Origin of the sequence: Rhizobium sp. NPDC090275 (genome assembly GCF_044772225.1) — a bacterium.
Classification (GTDB): Bacteria; Pseudomonadota; Alphaproteobacteria; order Rhizobiales; family Rhizobiaceae; genus Rhizobium.
Genome location: NZ_JBIVYL010000004.1, coordinates 534679 through 551706, shown reverse-complemented (window position 1 = coordinate 551706; position 17028 = coordinate 534679). Strand labels below are relative to the sequence as shown.

Here is a 17028-nt window from a genome sequence, read left to right as displayed (position 1 = left end):
AAGGAACGCCGATGCATAAGGCCCGCAGCATCTTGATCTGGGCAGTGGTTGCGATCTGTGTGGTCGCGCTGGTGACCCTGCCGGTGAATTTGCAGGCGCAGCTGATCGCCAGCATCACCGTGGTTGCCGTCATGGCGATCATCAAGGGCTTGAAGGGTGAAGGCACATGGCGCCTGATCGCACTTGCCTTCGGTACCGCGATCGTCATGCGCTATGTCTATTGGCGAACGACCAACACCTTGCCACCGGTCAATCAGCCGGAAAATTTCATTCCCGGCCTGCTGCTATATCTCGCTGAAATGTACAGCGTGGCGATGCTGGCGCTCAGCCTCTTCATCGTCGCAACGCCTCTTCCGCCACGCCCGTCGCGCGTAGGCAAACTCCAGCGGTTCCCGCATGTCGACGTCTTCGTGCCGACCTATAACGAGGACTCCCACCTTCTCGCCAACACGCTCTCGGCCGCCAAGGCGATGGACTATCCAGCGGACAAGCTGACCGTCTGGCTGCTTGACGACGGCGGGACGGTGCAGAAGCGCAACTCGAACAAGCTGCTCGAGGCGCAGGCAGCCGTCGCGCGCCACAACGAGCTCAGGCAGCTCTGCGAGGAGATCGGCGTCCGCTACCTCACGCGCGAACGCAACGAGCATGCGAAGGCCGGCAACCTCAACAACGGCATGCAGCATTCGACCGGCGAGCTGATCGCGGTTTTCGATGCCGATCACGCGCCGGCGCGCGACTTCCTGCTCGAGACCGTCGGCTATTTCGACGACGATCCGAAGCTTTTCCTGGTGCAGACGCCGCACTTCTTCATCAATCCCGATCCGCTGGAGCGCAATCTGCGCACCTTCGACAACATGCCGAGCGAGAACGAGATGTTCTACGGTATCATTCAGCGCGGGCTCGACAAGTGGAACGCGGCCTTCTTCTGCGGCTCGGCGGCGGTTCTGAGCCGCAAGGCGCTGGAATCGCAGAACGGTTTCAGTGGTATCAGCATCACCGAGGACTGCGAGACGGCGCTGGCACTTCACGGAAGCGGCTGGAACAGCATCTATGTCGACAAGCCGCTGATCGCCGGCCTGCAGCCGGCAACGTTCGCGAGCTTCATCGGCCAGCGCAGCCGTTGGGCGCAGGGCATGATGCAGATCCTCAGGTTCCGCTTCCCGCTCCTCAAGCGCGGCCTGACGATCCCGCAGCGCTTCTGCTACATGTCGTCGACGCTCTTCTGGCTGTTCCCCTTCCCGCGCACGGTCTTCCTGTTCGCGCCGCTATGCTACCTGTTCTTCGACCTCGAGATCTTCACCGCCTCCGGCGGCGAGTTCCTGGCCTATACGCTCGCCTACATGCTCGTGAACCTGATCATGCAGAACTACCTCTATGGTTCGTTCCGCTGGCCATGGATTTCCGAGCTCTACGAGTATGTGCAGACTGTGCATCTGCTGCCGGCGGTAATCTCCGTCATGCTGAACCCGAGGAAGCCGACCTTCAAGGTGACCGCCAAGGACGAGTCGATCGCCGTCAGCCGCCTGTCGGAAATCAGCCGTCCCTTCTTCGTCATCTTCGCCGTGCAAATCATCGCGCTGATCGTCACCATCTATCGCATCTATACCGAGCCCTATAAGGCCGACGTCACGCTCGTCGTCGGCGGCTGGAACCTGATCAACCTGATCATGGCAGGCTGCGCGCTGGGCGTCGTGTCTGAACGCGGCGAACGCGCCTCCTCTCGCCGCGTGCGCGTCAACCGCCGGGCGGAGTTCGGCATCAATGGCAAGTGGTACACGGCGTCCATCGAGGACGTGTCGGTGCATGGCGCTCGCCTGCACGTGTTCGACAAGCAGCTGGAGCAGTCGCTGGTCGGCGTGGAAGGCGAAGTTCGCTTCCGTCCGTTCAGCGGTGCCGATCTCGAAACGCTGCCGCTCGTGGTGCGCAACATTCAGCCGACGGACGGGCTGCTTGCAGTGGGCTGCCAGTATGTTCCGAAGAGCGCGCTGGATCACCGCCTGATCGCCGACCTGATGTTTGCGAATTCGGCGCAGTGGACGCAATTCCAGGAGGGCCGCCGCCGTAACCCCGGCCTGATCCGCGGAACGATCTGGTTCGTCGGCCTTGCGTTTTACCAAACGAGCCGCGGCCTAGTCTATTTCTTCCGCAGCATGCGGCCGGAGCGTGAAGAGCAGCGGCAAGTCTCGAAGGTGAATGGCTGATGCGGAAGATCGCCACATCCCTCGGCTTCCTGCTTGCCGCCACGGCGTTGGCCTACGCGCAGACGTCGCCATTCGACATGTCGGGTGAACGTCCCCCGGAGGCAATTCCCGCCGTGCCGCGCTTGACGCTTCCGGCGACGCCCCCTGCTTCCGCTCCGACAACAACGCCGGCGCCGACGATCGCAACACAGCCGCCCGCGACACCCGCACCCGCCGTCCCGCCGGCAGCCGTGACACCTCTGCAGCCTTTCGCCGTCACTCCCGCGACACCAACCGCGCAACAGCCGGCATCTCCGCCAGCGCAGGCGGATGCACCCGCCATGCAGACAGGGCCAGCATCGCCGCCAGCACCAGTAGCGCAGACTGCAACGCCAGCAGCACAGCCGCCACAGAAACCGGCAACCGCAACGGCGTCCGCTCCACTGCCTCCCGGCACATCGCGCCGCTACGTCGTTCCTTTCGCAAAGCTTGGGCTGGACGGCGAATATGACCGCAAGTCGTGGTCTGTCTACCTGACGCCCGAGCAGGCGGCGGCACAGGCAACCTTCAACTTCACCTACCAGAACGCCATCGTCGTCGCGCCGGAGAGCTCGCAATTCACGATCCTGATCAACAACAGGGTCATTGGAGAGCAGCCCGTCGGCTCGTCGGATGGAGCGTCGACCGTTTCCCTCAGCATCCCGCCGCGCCTGCTGCAGCCGGGGGCTAACCTGCTCACAATCGAAGCAAAGCAACGCCACCGCACCGATTGCACCGTGCAATCGACGTACGAGCTCTGGTCGGATATCGACCCCTCGCAGACCTATCTCACTTTTGTTGGCGAAGAGGCCGCGAAGTTTTCCAGCACGGATGCCATCCGCGCGATCGGCGTCGACGGCGCCGGCCAGACCGCGTTCAACTTCGTCGTGCCCGCGCTCGAGCAGCCGGGAACCACGAAGCCGCTCCTGAGGCTGGTGCAGGGTCTCTCGATCCTGAGCGGCATGCCAAACCAGACCATGTCGTTTACGAGCGGCTCCCTGCCCGCTTCGTCTCCGGGGCGGATGACGGTCGTGGTTGGCACGCCTAGCGAATTGCAGCCGCTGTTTGCCGTACCGGTCGCCGCGCAGACGGCGCCGCTTGCAACCTTCGCAACCGATCCCCGCTCCGGCCAGACCGTGCTTCTGATCACCGGACCATCCTGGCCGGCGATCGCGACAGCCATCGAGACGATCGTCTCGACCACCGACCGCGCCGTCACAGTGCGTCGCGACGCACTTGCAACGCAGCGGTGGACCGCGCCCGATGCGCCGTTGATATTCTCGGACAGGACGATCGCCTTCTCGCAATTGGGTGTCAAATCGACCGAGTTCTCGGGACGGCGCTTCCGCACGACCTTCAACATCGCCGTACCGGCCGACTTCTACGCCAACGCCTACGGCGAGGCGACGGTCTTGCTCGATGCCGCCTATACGCAGAATGTGCTGCCAGGCAGCCATATCGATGTCTACGTCAACGGCAACATCGCCTCGACGCTGCCGATCACCACGAAAGGCGGCGGCATCTATCGCCATCTGCCGATCCGCGTGACAATGCGACACTTCAAGCCCGGCTTGAACTCGGTATCGATCGAAACGATCCTGCAGACGGATGAGGACAATGTGTGCGTGCCGGGAACGGCGGCCGGCGCGGGACCGCGCTTCGCGCTGTTCGACACCAGCGAGTTTCACATGCCCGACTTCGCACGGGTCGGCCAACGCCCCAATCTGGCAGCACTCGCTGGTACCGGCTACCCCTACAGCCGCGCTGCATCTCCGACTCCGCTCTTCATTGACCGCGTAGACCCCGACACGCTCTCCGCCACGGCAACCGTACTCGGACAGATGGCCTTGATGGCAGGTCGGCCGATCGACGTCGAACCCGCTGCCTCGCCGGGCGCGATCGGCGACCGCGACGCCATGTTCGTCGGCTCCATCTCGCAGATGCCGCAGGCGGTTCTCTCGCAGCTCAACATCGCGACGACCAGCCAGGCAACATGGCGGCCGCTCGCCGCGACACAGACGACGCCGAGCGAGACCAACGTCATGTTCGACGAATGGCGTTCCAAGGTGAGCGGCGGCGTCTGGCAGGGCCAGATCACCTCGTTTCAGGAATGGCTGCGTCGCAACTTCGATATTTCGCTGAGCACGCTGCAGTTCATACCCGGCGCCGAGCAGGTGTTTACGCCCTCCAACACGAACAGCTTCCTGATCGCGCAAGGCGCGAATACGGCCGGCAACGGCACCTGGACGATCGTGACCGCGCCATCCGCCAAAGATCTCAGGGAAGGTGCTGATGCCATGACGTCACAGCTGAACTGGCCCGAGATCGAGGGCCACGTGACGACCTATTCGGCCGCGACCGGCAAGATCGATACGGTGCCGGTCAGCCGTTTCGATTTCATCGCGACGGAGACCTGGACCTTCGCCAACTATCGTCTGATCGCGGCGAACTGGCTCTCGACCAACGTCTTGTCCTACGCGGTGCTGCTCGTCGTCTTGTCGCTGCTGATCGGCGTTGCGACGGCTGGCATGCTTGGAAGACTGGGCCGCCGCCAATGAGGGGGTGGCTGACGATAATGGTGGCGGTGGCGCTCGCATCGCTGCTTGGCTTGCAGCAGCCCTTGTTCGCTCAGACGGCGAAGATCGATGCCGCGTCGTGGAGTGCCTACAAGGCGAAGTTCCTCGACCCCACCGGTCGCATCATCGACAATGCCAACGGCAATATCAGCCATAGCGAGGGCCAGGGCTACGGCATGTGGCTCGCCTATCTTGCAAACGACCAGGCCGATTTCGAGCAGATCTGGTACTTTACCCGGACCGAATTGCTGCTGCGCGACGACGGACTTGCCGTCTGGAAATGGGATCCATCGGCCAAGCCGCATGTCACCGACGCCAACAATGCATCCGATGGCGACATGCTGATCGCCTATGCGCTGGCGCTGGCAGGCTCTGCCTGGAAAAACAACGATTACCTCGAAGCTGCCGCCAAGATCGCCAACGCGCTTCTGGCCAACGCCGTCGTCAAATCGGGCGGGCGGACAATTCTGCTACCCGGTGTCGAGGGCTTCAACGCTCCCGGCCGCAAGGACGGCCCGGTCATCAACCCGTCCTACTGGATTTATGAGGCCATTCCCGTCATGGCACTGCTCGCCCCGTCCGACGCATGGGGTGCGCTGACCGAGGACGGTTTGGCATTGCTGCGCACCATGCAATTCGGACCACGCAAGCTGCCAGCCGACTGGGTGAGCCTTCACCGTCAGCCGCAACCGGCCGAGGGTTTCGATGCGGAGTTCGGCTACAACGCCATCCGCATCCCGCTTTACCTCGCCCGGGCGGGAGTTTCGGACAAGGAACTGCTCTTACGATTATCGTCGGGAATGACCGCCGGCAATGGTGCGCCGGCAACGATCAACTTGAAAGACGGCCAGCCGAAACAATCACTTGATGATGCTGGTTATCGAATTGTTAACGATGTTGTGGCCTGTGTAGCAAAAGGAACGAAGCTGCCCGCGTCGTCCCGGCAGTTCGCGCCATCGCTCTACTATCCATCGACCCTTCAACTCCTGGGGTTGGCCTTCGTCGCGGAGAAACATCCAGAGTGCCTTTGAAATCCTCGCTTGTTGCAGTGTCGGTCGCAGTGGTGGTGGCAGGTCTTGTCACCGCGCTGAAGGATCGCGCCGCCATTCAGGATATGCTAGGCCTCAACCAGCCCGCCGCAGCGCCTCAGCTGATGCTGATGGGGCGGATCAGTGGCCCCGACGGCGCACCCAAGCAGCCGGCGGATATGCAGTCGATCGCCGAGCAGATACAGGCAACAGCAGGCGCACAGGCCCCGATCAACGCACAGCCGCAAGGCGAACCCGCCGCCCCACAACCAGACGCCGTCGCCCAAGCACAGCCGCAGCCGCAGTCACAACAACCAGCAGCGCAGAGACCAGCCTCCGCGCCTACGAACGCCCAGCCTGCGGCGCCAAAGGTCGACGAAAGCGCGCTTCGCTATTTCGCGAGCCGCGGCGACAAGGCGAGACTACAGGCCGAGATATCGCGACTTCAGGCGCTCTATCCGAACTGGGTGCCCCCGGCGGATCCGCTCGCCGTTCCCCAGAGCGGGGACAAACAGCTTGAGGCCATGTGGCAGCTCTATTCCGAGGGCCGCTACGCCGAACTTCGCAAGTCGATCGCCGACCGGCAGGCCGCCGAAGCCGGCTGGCAGCCGCCGGCCGACCTGCTTGACCGCCTGGACGTCGCGGAAGCGCGTGCACGCCTGGTGAACGCCTCTGACCTGAAACAATATGCGACCGTCGTGCAGATTGGCGCGGCGACGCCGAGCCTGCTCACCTGCGCCGATATCGACGTGCTGTGGCGTGTGGCGGAAGCCTTCGCCCGCACCGACCGCACGCAGCGGGCGCAGGATGCCTATACCTATATTCTAAAGGCCTGCACCAATCCGCAGGAGCGTCTGGCGACCATGCAAAAGGCGTCCGGCCTGTTGCCATATGCGCCGATGCAGGTTCTCCTCGGGCTTGAGCGACCGGATGGAAACGGCGGTCGTGAATTCGACAGCATTCGCAACGACCTCGCGCGCAATTTCGTCGCCGCCGGCAATGCCAATCCCGACCTCGCCGTATCGCCCGACTACCTGACGCTGGTGCAGCGACTGGCCGAAACACAGGGGCTCGCTTCCGACAATCTCCTGCTCGGCTGGTATCATCTGCGCCGCGAGAATTACGCTGACGCGGAAAAGTGGTTCCGTGCAGCGCGCGCGAAGGAAGATTCCGCCAGCGCTTCGCAAGGCCTCGCCTTGGCGCTGATCGCTGAGAAGAAGGAGCAGGAAGCCGAAGACGTCATGTACAAGTGGCGCGGCGATTCCAAGGACGCGACCGCGACCTATCTCGCCGCCACAGCCAACCTCATGGCACTACAGCCGCCGGCGAATATTCCTGAGGAGGTGCTGAGCCGCATCGCCACCGAGATCATCGCGCAGAAATACGTGCCGACAGCGCAGCAATTCGGCTGGTACGCACGCTCGCTCAATCAGCCCCAGACGGCTGCGCGCTGGTTTGAAACGGCGCTGCGCTGGAAACCGGATGACGAACCGTCTGCCTACGGCCTGGTGATCACGCGCGAGCAACTGAACGACCACCGAGGCGTCGCGGAAGTGCAGCGCCTGTGGGCGGGGCGCTCGGCGCGCATCGCGCAACTCGGCGAGACCTCGGCCCTGACGCCGCAAGTGCGCGCGCCCCTTCCCGGACCCGGTCAGGCTCCGCAGCTTCGGCAAGTTCAGCCGCAACAGGTCCAGGCGCCGCAGACGCAGACCTACCAGCCGCAGGTGATCGCCGAGCCCGCTCCCGTCGTGGCCGCGGCTGCGCCCGCCGAACGCCCGATGCCGCGACAGGCGGAGCCGATACAGCAGGCATCGCGACCCGCCCCTGCCACGCGTGGCGCGCGCCAGATCCGTGGATGCTCGACGACGGTCGATGCGCGGCTGCTCGATCCCCAAAGCGCGCTGAACCGCGGCTGGTGCCTGATGGACCTGAACCGTCCGATGGAGGCCGTTGAGGCTTTCGAGGCGGCGCTCGCCAGCCCCACCCGCAAGGTCCGCGAGGACGCGGCCTATGGACAGAGCCTCGCCTATCTGCGCGCCGGGCTCTCCAACAATGCCGCCGTCGCGGCAACCAAAGCGCCGCAGACCCGCCAGCGGGCCGCAGAACTCCAGGTCTCCATCCTCGCCGATCGTGCCCTTGCCGCTTTCACGGCGAAACGCTACCGCGAAGCGCTTGTCTATCTCGACCAGCGCGCACAACTGCAGCAGGAACGCATCGATCTGATGGTCCTCAGGGGCTACAGCTACCTGAACCTGCAGATGTATGGAGACGCCGAGCGCATCTTCAATGCCGCCGCATCCGTCGGCAGCAAGGATGGATATCGTGGGCTGGCGGACCTGAAGGCCGCAACGCACCCGGACGCCAAGGAATAATTCGACTTCATTTCAACGACGCGCCTGCGCGATCAGTCCCTCGCAAAACGGGCTTGAGCTGACCGCTCTTGACGTTCTTCTAAAAACAGAACATAACAAGAACAAATAGCGAGGTAAGCGTATGACAAGAACTGAGGAAGTCATAGCAAACGCATTGGCGGTCGTGGCCGCGTCGCGGGCGGAGCGAGAGCGCGATGCCGAACGACGCCGCCGCGTTTTCGGTAAGATCGAAATCGGACTGCCGCTGCCCAAGATCAAGGGCCAGCAGCTCAGCCTGGATCTACACTGATCCGGGCCTGGAGCTCGGGTTTTCTCCTTCTGGGCGGTTTCAATGTCGGGGCGGATCAGGTATCCCCGCTGGCGAGAAAACGAAGACGGGCGAGCACGTTTGTCCGTCACAGATGAGAAAGCTCGTCCATTGTCGGATACCACGCCTTCCTGCTTCGACCGCCCCTACTCCGCCTTCCTTTTCGACATGGACGGCACGATCCTGAGCTCCCTTCTCGCCGCCGAGCGCGTCTGGGGCGCATGGGCCGCACGGCAGGGGCTTGATGTCGAGGCGTTTCTTCCGACCATGCACGGCGCGCGCGGCGTCGATACGATCGCCAAGCTGAACCTGCCGGGTGTTGATCCGGTTGCGGAAGCCGCCGCCATCACGGAAGCCGAGATCAATGACGTCGAAGGCGTTTTCGCGCTACCTGGCGCTGCCGCATTCCTAGCTGCGCTGCCGACAGACCGCTGGGCGATCGTCACCTCGTCGCCGCTTCGGCTTGCGCACAAGCGCCTGGAAGCCGCCGGCCTGCCGATCCCGAAATTCATCGTGACCGCCGAGGATGTCGAGATCGGCAAGCCCAATCCACAATGCTACATCCTGGGCGCCGAGCGTCTGGGCTTCAGCCCGAGCGAATGCCTGGTGTTCGAAGACGTGCAGGCGGGTATCCTGGCAGGCGAAGCCGCCGGCTCCGATGTCCTGGTCATCACGGCGACCCAGCACCACGACCTCGAAACCTCGCACCCGACGCTCCACTCCTACGAGGACGTCAAGGTTCGGATTTACGAGGACGGCAAAGTCGGCCTCGGCAAGTAAGCAAAATGAAAATGCCCGCCGCGAGACCTGCGGCGGGCATCTGCTCTTCGGCTCGGGAGAGAGTGAGCCTTAGATGTTGGCAAGCAACTCGTTGATGCGCGACTCCATGTCGGTAAGGGCGGCATCGACGTCCTTCTGACCGGTGATCGCGGCGCTCATTTCCTGGCCGATGATGTCCTGGATCGCGAACTGGCGCTGGACGGTCGAGGGCAAGGCGGTGCCGAGCGTCGCGATCGAGGCGATCGTGTCGCGATGCGGCAGCGCCTTGAACTCCTTGGAGTCGAGCACAGCCTTGACCGCCGGCAGGTGTCCGGTACGCGACCAGTCGAAATCATTGTCGTGGAAGAACTTCAGGAACTTGCCGATCGCGGCATTTTCCTCGTCGGAACGATCCTTGGTCGACACGGCCCAGCTGTGGCCATCCGCATACTGCGCCTTCTTGCCGGCGAAGAGCTGCGGATACGGGTAGACGGCGTAACCGCCCTTGTTGAGCGCGGTGCCTGCCGTCTCGGACGAGGCATTGTAATCGCCGATCACCCAGGTTCCGTTCAGATGCACGCCGCCTTCTCCGGCGAGAAAGGCATTGATGCTGGCGGCGTAGTCGAGATCCTTGACCGTATCGCCATTGTCATAGATCGCCTTGTACATCTCGAGGACCTTCTTGGCCTCGGGCGTGTTGATCTTCCCCTGCTTCGGATCGGCGAAGAAGGCGGAATCCTGCTGGAAGAGATAGGTGTAGAGGTTGCGCGTATAGAGCGCGACTTCGTTGGCGAGGTTCTGCACGAAATAGGGCTTGCCCGTCTTCTCCTTGAACTGCTTGGCCTGAGCGAGCAGCTCTTCCGGGCTGGTCGGCAGCTTCGGCGTGCCATCGGCGTTGACCAGTTCCGCCTTTTTGAAGAGGTCCATGTTGATGTGGTAGAGCATGGTCCAGTTGTCGATCGGCAGGCCGTAGATTTTGCCGTCCTTGGTCACGCCGCCGAGGCTGGCGTCGGTGAAATCGGTCGGGGCGACGCCGACGGACTTCAGCACGTCGTCGAGTGGCATGATCAGGCCCTTGCTCTGGTAGTCCGCGAGAACCGACTGATGGATGGTGACGATATCGGGCGGATCGCCGGCGGCGAACTGCGCGGTCAGCTGGTCATAGCCCGGCCATTCGACGGTGGTCACGGTGACGTGCACATCGGGGTTGTCGGCGTTGAACTTGTTGATCAGCGAGGTGATGATGCCGCACTCGCCGACGGCCTTGCTGACATCGGTGTTCTTGCCCCAATCGGCATCGCAGGCGCCGAAAAAGCGCTGCACTGTGAGCTCGGTTGCGGCGAATGCCGGCGACGCGCCGACGAGCGCGATCACAGACGCCGCCGCCAGCATGTATTTCCTCAAATGATGTGTCATGCCCTTCTCCTCCTCTTTGGGGCTTTGCCCCTTTGGCTGGCCTCCTCCCCGGAAGCCGGTTGCGACGTCATCGCGTAAAGCCTCAGCGCACGGCGGCGCCGGAGACTGCCGTCACGATGTATTTCTGGAAAAACAGGTAGAGAACGAGGATCGGCGCGCTGGCAAAGACCGCCTGCGACATCAGGAAGCCGAGGCCTTCCGACTGCGCGAAGTTGGTCTGTGTCGAGGCGATGCCGACCGTCAGCGTATACATTTCCTTCTTTGTGCCCGAGATCAGCGGCCAGAAGTAATCGTTCCAGGCGCCCAGGAAGGTGAAGATGCCGAGCGTCGCCTGCGCCGGAACCGTCAGCGGCAAAAGCACCTTCCAGAAGATCTTGAAGCGGCTGGCGTTGTCGAGTAGTGCGGCTTCGTCGAGTTCCTTGGGGATGGCGCGGAAATACTGCGTCATCAGGAACACGCCGAAGGGTGCCGACAGGCCGGGCAGGATCAGCCCGTGATAGGTGTTGTGGAACTTCAGCCAGCTGAACAGCTGGTGGCGGGCGATCAGCACCGCCTGTTCCGGAACAGCCAACCCCAGGAGCACGATGATGAACAGCGTGTTGCGATAGGGGAAGTTCAGCCGCGCGAAGCCGTACCCGGCAAGCGATGACAGCACCAGCGTGCCGATAGTGAGCCCGCCAGCGACGATCACGCTGTTCAGCACCCAGCGGAATACCGATGAGGTCGCCAGGATGTTGATATAGTTGTTGATCGTATAGGGCGCGTTGAAGACGGAGTTCATGTCCGCCATCAGTTCCTTGTTGTCCTTCAACGACAGGCCGATCACCCACAGCACCGGCGCAAGCATCACCAGCGCGCAGAGGATGGCGAGGAAGAGGATCACGCGGTCGCCCAGCGAACGGCCGACCATATTGCCACCTGTTGCGACACTCATCCTTCTTCTCCCTTCCGGCGCGAAATGACGTACTGCGCCATGGCAGCGATGAGGATCAGCATGAAGAGGATTTCGGAAGCCGCAGCACCCAGCCCTAGATCCCATTTGGTGAAGGCCGCTTCGTAGATGTAGAAAACGATCGGCTTGGAGACGTTGTTCGGGCCGCCCATGGTCATCAGCTTGGCCTGGCCGAACAGCTGGAACTGCAGGACGATCTGGATGATCACGACCAGCGCGAAGGTGCGGCGGATCGAGGGCAGCGTGATGTACCAGAGCGTGCGCCAGCGGCTGGCATTGTCGAGCGCCGCGGCCTCGTAGACATCGCCCGGAATCTGCTGCAACGCGGAGAGAAACAGCATCATCGGCAGGCCGATGCACCACCAGATGGTCGCGATCGCGATACCGATCATCGCCAGCTTCGGATCGGAGAGAAACGCCGGCGGCGTGGCGCCGAACCAGCCGTAGATGGTGGCGAGCAAGCCGAAATTGCCGATGAAGACGATGCGCCAGATAAGCGTGACGATAGTGACCGACAGGACCGATGAGGAGAAATAGATCGTGCGCAGTGCTGCTGCCGTCCGCGTCTTGCGATTCAAGGCGAGTGCCAGCATCAAGCCGATGATGGCGAGCGCCGGAACCGTGAGCAGCACGAAGTAGAAGGTGTTGCCGATCGCCTGGATGAAGATCTTGTCGCGAAACAGCCGGAAGTAATTGTCGATGCCGACGAAGCGGCCGACGCCGAAGGCATCCGCCTTGTGCAGGCTGAGCCAGATGCCCCAGAACAGCGGCACGACCAGCAATGTGACGAAGAAGAAGAGATAGGGCAGAACGAAGACCGCATTGCGCCAGAGCGGCGCATTGATGTTCTGCACCTTCAGGCGCGTGGCAGCCTTGGCGAGCGTGGCGGTGCCCGAGAGGGTGGTCTCAGCCATGGCCCGGCTCCTCATTGTGCCAGGCGCGGCCCTCGGCGTCGAAGAGATGCGTTCTGCTGCCATCGAGCGTCAGCCCCACCTCGTCGCCGATCGCGACGCGGCTGTTGCCGATATCCTCGGCGACAATGACACTTCCGTCCGTGAGCCTGGTATAGAGCAGTGTGCGGTCGCCCAGGCGCTCAAGCACATCGACCTTGCCCGTCGTCGTGGCCGGAACGCCGTTGGCGAGCTTCACCGCCTCGGCACGGATGCCAAGCGCATGGCTGCCGCCATTCAGGCCGGCGGCGCGGATGGCGGTCTTGAGCTGCGTGCCGTCAGGCAGCTTGGCGCTGACGAAGCCGTTTTCTTCGGAGATAGCAACATCAAGGAAGTTCATCGTCGGTGAGCCAACGAAGGTGGCGACGAAGCGGCTGGCCGGGCGGGAGTAGATCTCCATCGGTGAGCCGATCTGCTCGATCTTGCGGTTGTTCATGACGACGATGCGATCGGCGAGCGTCATCGCCTCGATCTGGTCGTGGGTGACGAAGATCATCGTCGACTTCACGCGGTTGCGGAGCTGTGCGAGCTCGACGCGGGTGCGCACGCGCAGCGCCGCATCAAGGTTCGACAGTGGCTCGTCGAAGAGGAATGCCTTCGGCTCCTTGACAATGGCGCGGCCGATGGCGACACGCTGGCGCTGGCCGCCGGAGAGCTGGCCGGGCTTGCGCTCCAAGAGATGGCCGATCTCCAGCATGCGGGCGGCTTCCGCCACACGTGCCGAAATCACGTCGGCCGGCACGGCGATGTTGCGCAGGCCGAAGGCCATGTTGTCGGCGACCGTCATGTGCGGATAGAGCGCGTAGCTCTGGAACACCATGGCGATGTCGCGCTGGCCGGGTGGCAGCGTATCGATACGCTCGCCGTTGATCGAGATCGTGCCTTCATCGACACTTTCGAGCCCTGCGATCATCCTCAGAAGCGTGGATTTCCCGCAGCCGGAGGGGCCGAGGAAAACCATAAACTCGTTGGCCTTGATCGATAGCGACAGGCCGTCGAGCACGGTCATCGAGCCGTAGCGCTTGCTGACATTGCTGATTTCGATATTCGCCGTCATCCGGCTGCTCCCACACTGCAGTCAGAATCCGAAAATCCGATATGAACACATGGCTGGCACGAAACGGCGCGAATGGCGCCTGCTTCGACAAGCAGGCCGCCTTCCGTCCATGATGGTGCCAAAACAGAAGCTGTTGCTCCCATCTTCTCCTCCCAGTGGCACGTCAAATCTGGTGCGCTGACGTTAAATCATACAATTACGATGTCAACATATCTTCGATATGTATCAGCTATCGTGATTTGATGGATCAGGCCTGCAGCCGGATCACGCGGTAGGACAATGGCGCGATCTTCGCCGTCAGCTTTCCATCGGCGAAGACGGAGCCGCTGGCCTTCACCGGCACCACATTGTCGGGCTTTTCGGCCGTGTTGGTGATCGTGAGATCCGAATGGGCGACGACCTGGTCGTCGATGACCTTGAGGTTGCCGAATTCAAGCAGGCTGGCGTCGAGATCGAGCGCTTCCGTGCCGTGGCGGTTGACGATGAAGAAGGTGACGGTCTTGGCGTCCTTATCGTGGACGGCCGAGACGTCGAGATAGGGGACGCTGCCGACATCCTCGACCTCGTAGGCCGGGCTGTCGACCATCAGCTTCAGCGCCGTGCCGCGGCCATAGACCGAAGCGAAATAGTAGGGATAGAAGATCGTCTGGCGCCATGCGGCACCACCAGGCGTCGTCATGATCGGAGCGATGACGTTGACCAGTTGCGCCAGGCAGGCGATCTTCACGACATCGGCGCGGTTGATGAAGGTGTTCAGGATGCAGCCGACCTGCAGCACATCCTCGAAATTGTAGTCGTCCTCGAGCAGCGCCGGGGCATGCGGCCAGCCATTGGCGCCGGCGAGCGTCGCCTTATCCCGCTCCTTGGAATGGTACCAGACGTTCCACTCGTCGAAGGAGATGTAGACGTCCTTGGTCGAGCGCTTTTTCGCCTTGATGTAGTCGATGACGCCGGCAACCGTACCGATGTAGTTGTCGAGCTCGATGCTGCGGGCTAGATAGTTGGCCGTGTTCTTGGCGCGGTTCTCGAAATACATGTGCAGCGAGATGTAATCGACCTCGTTGTAGGTGTGGTCGAGAACGGTCGCTTCCCATTCGGGATAGGTCGGCATGTGGGCGTTGGACGAGCCGCAGACGACCAGCTCCAGCGTGCTGTCGAAGGCGCGCATGGCCTTGGCGGTCTCATGCGCCAGGCGGCCATATTCGTCGGCCGTCTTGTGGCCGATCTGCCAGGGGCCGTCCATCTCGTTGCCCAGGCACCAGAGCTTCACATCCCAAGGCTCGGAGCGGCCATTGGCGATGCGCTTGTCGCTCCACTCGCTGCCGCCGGGATGGTTGACGTATTCGAGGAAGTTGCGGGCTTCATCGAGCCCGCGCGAGCCGAGGTTGACGGCCAGCATCATCTCGGTCTTGGCCGAGACGCACCATTCGGCGAATTCGTGCATGCCGACCTGGTTGCTCTCGGAGGTGTGCCAGGCGAGGTCGAGGCGCGTCGGGCGGCTTTCCTTGGGGCCGACGCCGTCTTCCCAGTTATAGGCTGAGACGAAGTTGCCACCGGGATAGCGCACGATCGGAACGTTGAGTTCCTTGACGAGATCGATCACGTCCTTGCGCATGCCGTTTTCGTCGGCGGTCGCATGGTCAGGTTCGTAGATGCCGGTATAGACAGCGCGGCCCAGATGCTCGATGAACGAGCCGTACAGGCGCGGGTCGATGTCCGAGATCGTGTATTTGCTGTGCGCGGTGACCGCAGCCTTCATGATATCCTCCACTATATCATTCTTTGTGATCTATATCACAATTTAAGGTGAATAAAGCGGAAGCCTCGGACGGGGTCAAGGGCAAAATTCAGAAAATCGGGTACAGTCTAGCGTGTTCTGATACGCAGCAGGATGTCCTGGTCGTAATTGCCGAAGCCGCGGCCGAAAATATTGATGCCGCCAGGATGCTTGGCGTCGTCGCGCACGCCGATCCGCAGGCGAATCGAGTGATGCTCGTCGAGCTTCAGGTCCGAAAGCGCCACGTCGGAAATGCGCAATCCATCGACGAAGGCGCCCTCGTCGTTGATGCGAAAGCTCTTCAGCTTGCCGTATTGCGAACCCTTCAGTTTCCACCAATCCGGCGTAAAAACCCCGCGTTTGTCGCCGAAATCGCCGGGAGACGTCCAGGTACCGATGTCGATGCCATTGACCGTGAGCGTGATATCGGAGGGCCAGTCGGCACTGGTGCCGGGCACTTCCGAGCTCAGCTCCATGACGAACTCGATCTCGCGGATGCGGGTGTTGGTCAGTCTGGCGTTGTTGGGAAACTGGTATTCGACATGCCCGCGCGTGAACCAGATCAGCGCCGTCTTCATGCGATCCGGATCAAGGAAAGTGTTGGGCACGTCGAGCAGGCCGATGATGCCATCCACCGAACAGAGACCGCAGGGCGCGGTCACATCGTAGCTGGTGTAGAGACCAAGCGGCATCGCCACCTCGATCGCATCTGGTTCGGTTTCCTTGATTTCATTCTTGAAGACGACGAGGATCTCGTCATAGACGCTGTGACAGACCTTCTGGTTGCCCTTGCGCGCCTTCTGGGTCTCGGTGCGGATCAACCCCGCCTCCTCCAGCATCTGCACGTTGGTCGAGACGCTGGACTGCGGCAGCTCAAGGATATCAGCGATTTCGTTGACGTTGAGCGGCCCCTTTTCATGCAGGAGCTTCAAAACGGAAACCCTTGCCGGCGATGCCAGTCCCTTCAGAATGGGCATGCCCTCTGCGGGATCGACGACAAGAAAGTTGCGGCTCATTTGGATCCCGTTCGTGGAAGATGAAATGCGTATTGCTGTTGTATATCGAATATTTTGATTTATTCAATTGCCCGAATTGAAATCGCCTGCTTGTTCATGCGTTTCCATTCCCGGCTAATTTTACCGGCTGCGTTTCCGTCGTGGTCATGATCCCATGCTAAGAGTGGATCATCGCAACATGGGGTCGCCGATCTTGAGAGCCACGTTCCGCACGACATTCCTGCTTCTGACCGCGCTGGCGCCGACGCTGGTGGCAGCCCAAGGCTGGCAGAACGACGGCCGGGGAACCTCCATCTGGAGCGTGGCGCCGTCCGAGGGGCAGTGCAATGTCAGCCAGGCGAAGAACCTCGCGCGGCGCGCCGGTATCATCCGCACCAATGTCGTCTATCAGGACAACGACACGCTAACGCTCCGAGGGCTGACGGAATGGGGCGAACGGCGCGACATCATCTTCGCCAATGTTCGCGGCTGCCCCGAGATCGGTTTCCAGGATGTGCTGCCGTTGAACCAACGTCAGCAACAGCCCCAGCCACAATCGCCGCCAGTTCAGAGACGCTGAAAAAGCCCCGCGGCTGAGCCGCGGGACTTCTTGAGGCCGT

Annotated in this window: 13 protein-coding genes; 7 read left to right on the top strand and 6 right to left on the bottom strand. The window is 62.1% G+C overall.

What is annotated here, in order from left to right; all coding sequences use genetic code 11:
• The first annotated feature begins 11 nt into the window (after positions 1-11).
• From bcsA to ACIQUB_RS13640, 6 genes are all read left to right on the top strand, one after another.
• Positions 12-2201, top strand: a complete 2190-nt coding sequence (bcsA, locus tag ACIQUB_RS13665) for a UDP-forming cellulose synthase catalytic subunit (protein WP_402930228.1) — start codon at positions 12-14, stop codon at positions 2199-2201.
• Positions 2201-4777: a cellulose biosynthesis cyclic di-GMP-binding regulatory protein BcsB gene (locus ACIQUB_RS13660; protein ID WP_402930226.1), complete on the top strand. Its 2577-nt coding sequence runs from the start codon at positions 2201-2203 to the stop codon at positions 4775-4777. The genes bcsA and ACIQUB_RS13660 overlap by 1 nt, the downstream gene beginning before the upstream one ends.
• The gene (locus ACIQUB_RS13655; RefSeq protein WP_402930224.1) at positions 4774-5826 is read left to right on the top strand and encodes a glycosyl hydrolase family 8; all 1053 of its coding nucleotides are present in this window, start codon (positions 4774-4776) and stop codon (positions 5824-5826) included. Before ACIQUB_RS13660 ends, ACIQUB_RS13655 begins: the two co-directional genes overlap by 4 nt.
• Positions 5823-8195, top strand: a complete 2373-nt coding sequence (locus ACIQUB_RS13650; protein WP_402930301.1) for a cellulose synthase — start codon at positions 5823-5825, stop codon at positions 8193-8195. Before ACIQUB_RS13655 ends, ACIQUB_RS13650 begins: the two co-directional genes overlap by 4 nt.
• Positions 8196-8316: 121 nt before the next feature.
• On the top strand, positions 8317-8484 hold the full coding sequence (locus ACIQUB_RS13645) for a hypothetical protein (RefSeq protein WP_165936891.1): 168 nt from the start codon (positions 8317-8319) through the stop codon (positions 8482-8484).
• Positions 8485-8613: 129 nt separating this feature from the next.
• Entirely contained in the window at positions 8614-9282 is a 669-nt protein-coding gene (locus ACIQUB_RS13640; RefSeq protein WP_402930221.1) for an HAD-IA family hydrolase, read from the top strand.
• Positions 9283-9351: 69 nt separating this feature from the next.
• On the opposite strand, the gene ACIQUB_RS13635 is transcribed toward ACIQUB_RS13640, so the two are convergent.
• The 6 genes from ACIQUB_RS13635 to ACIQUB_RS13610 all read right to left on the bottom strand — a co-directional run bounded on the left by ACIQUB_RS13635 (position 9352) and on the right by ACIQUB_RS13610 (position 16429).
• A complete protein-coding gene (locus ACIQUB_RS13635) occupies positions 9352-10677 on the bottom strand; it encodes an ABC transporter substrate-binding protein (RefSeq protein ID WP_402930219.1) in 1326 nt (441 codons plus the stop codon).
• A gap of 82 nt (positions 10678-10759) precedes the next feature.
• Complete coding sequence (locus ACIQUB_RS13630; protein WP_112949450.1) at positions 10760-11611, bottom strand: carbohydrate ABC transporter permease; 852 nt, start codon at positions 11609-11611, stop codon at positions 10760-10762.
• Positions 11608-12543 (bottom strand): carbohydrate ABC transporter permease, encoded by a 936-nt coding sequence (locus ACIQUB_RS13625; protein WP_402930216.1) that lies wholly within the window; start codon positions 12541-12543, stop codon positions 11608-11610. Before ACIQUB_RS13625 ends, ACIQUB_RS13630 begins: the two co-directional genes overlap by 4 nt.
• Positions 12536-13636: an ABC transporter ATP-binding protein gene (locus ACIQUB_RS13620; RefSeq protein ID WP_402930214.1), complete on the bottom strand. Its 1101-nt coding sequence runs from the start codon at positions 13634-13636 to the stop codon at positions 12536-12538. Before ACIQUB_RS13620 ends, ACIQUB_RS13625 begins: the two co-directional genes overlap by 8 nt.
• 247 nt (positions 13637-13883) lie before the next feature.
• Positions 13884-15395, bottom strand: a complete 1512-nt coding sequence (locus ACIQUB_RS13615) for an alpha-N-arabinofuranosidase (protein WP_402930211.1) — start codon at positions 15393-15395, stop codon at positions 13884-13886.
• 107 nt (positions 15396-15502) lie between these two features.
• Positions 15503-16429, bottom strand: coding sequence for an ArsR/SmtB family transcription factor (locus ACIQUB_RS13610; RefSeq protein ID WP_402930209.1), 927 nt, complete (start codon positions 16427-16429; stop codon positions 15503-15505).
• 178 nt (positions 16430-16607) lie between these two features.
• Between ACIQUB_RS13610 and ACIQUB_RS13605 the strand changes: the two genes are divergently transcribed.
• Complete coding sequence (locus ACIQUB_RS13605) at positions 16608-16988, top strand: hypothetical protein (RefSeq protein WP_402930207.1); 381 nt, start codon at positions 16608-16610, stop codon at positions 16986-16988.
• Positions 16989-17028 lie beyond the last annotated feature (40 nt).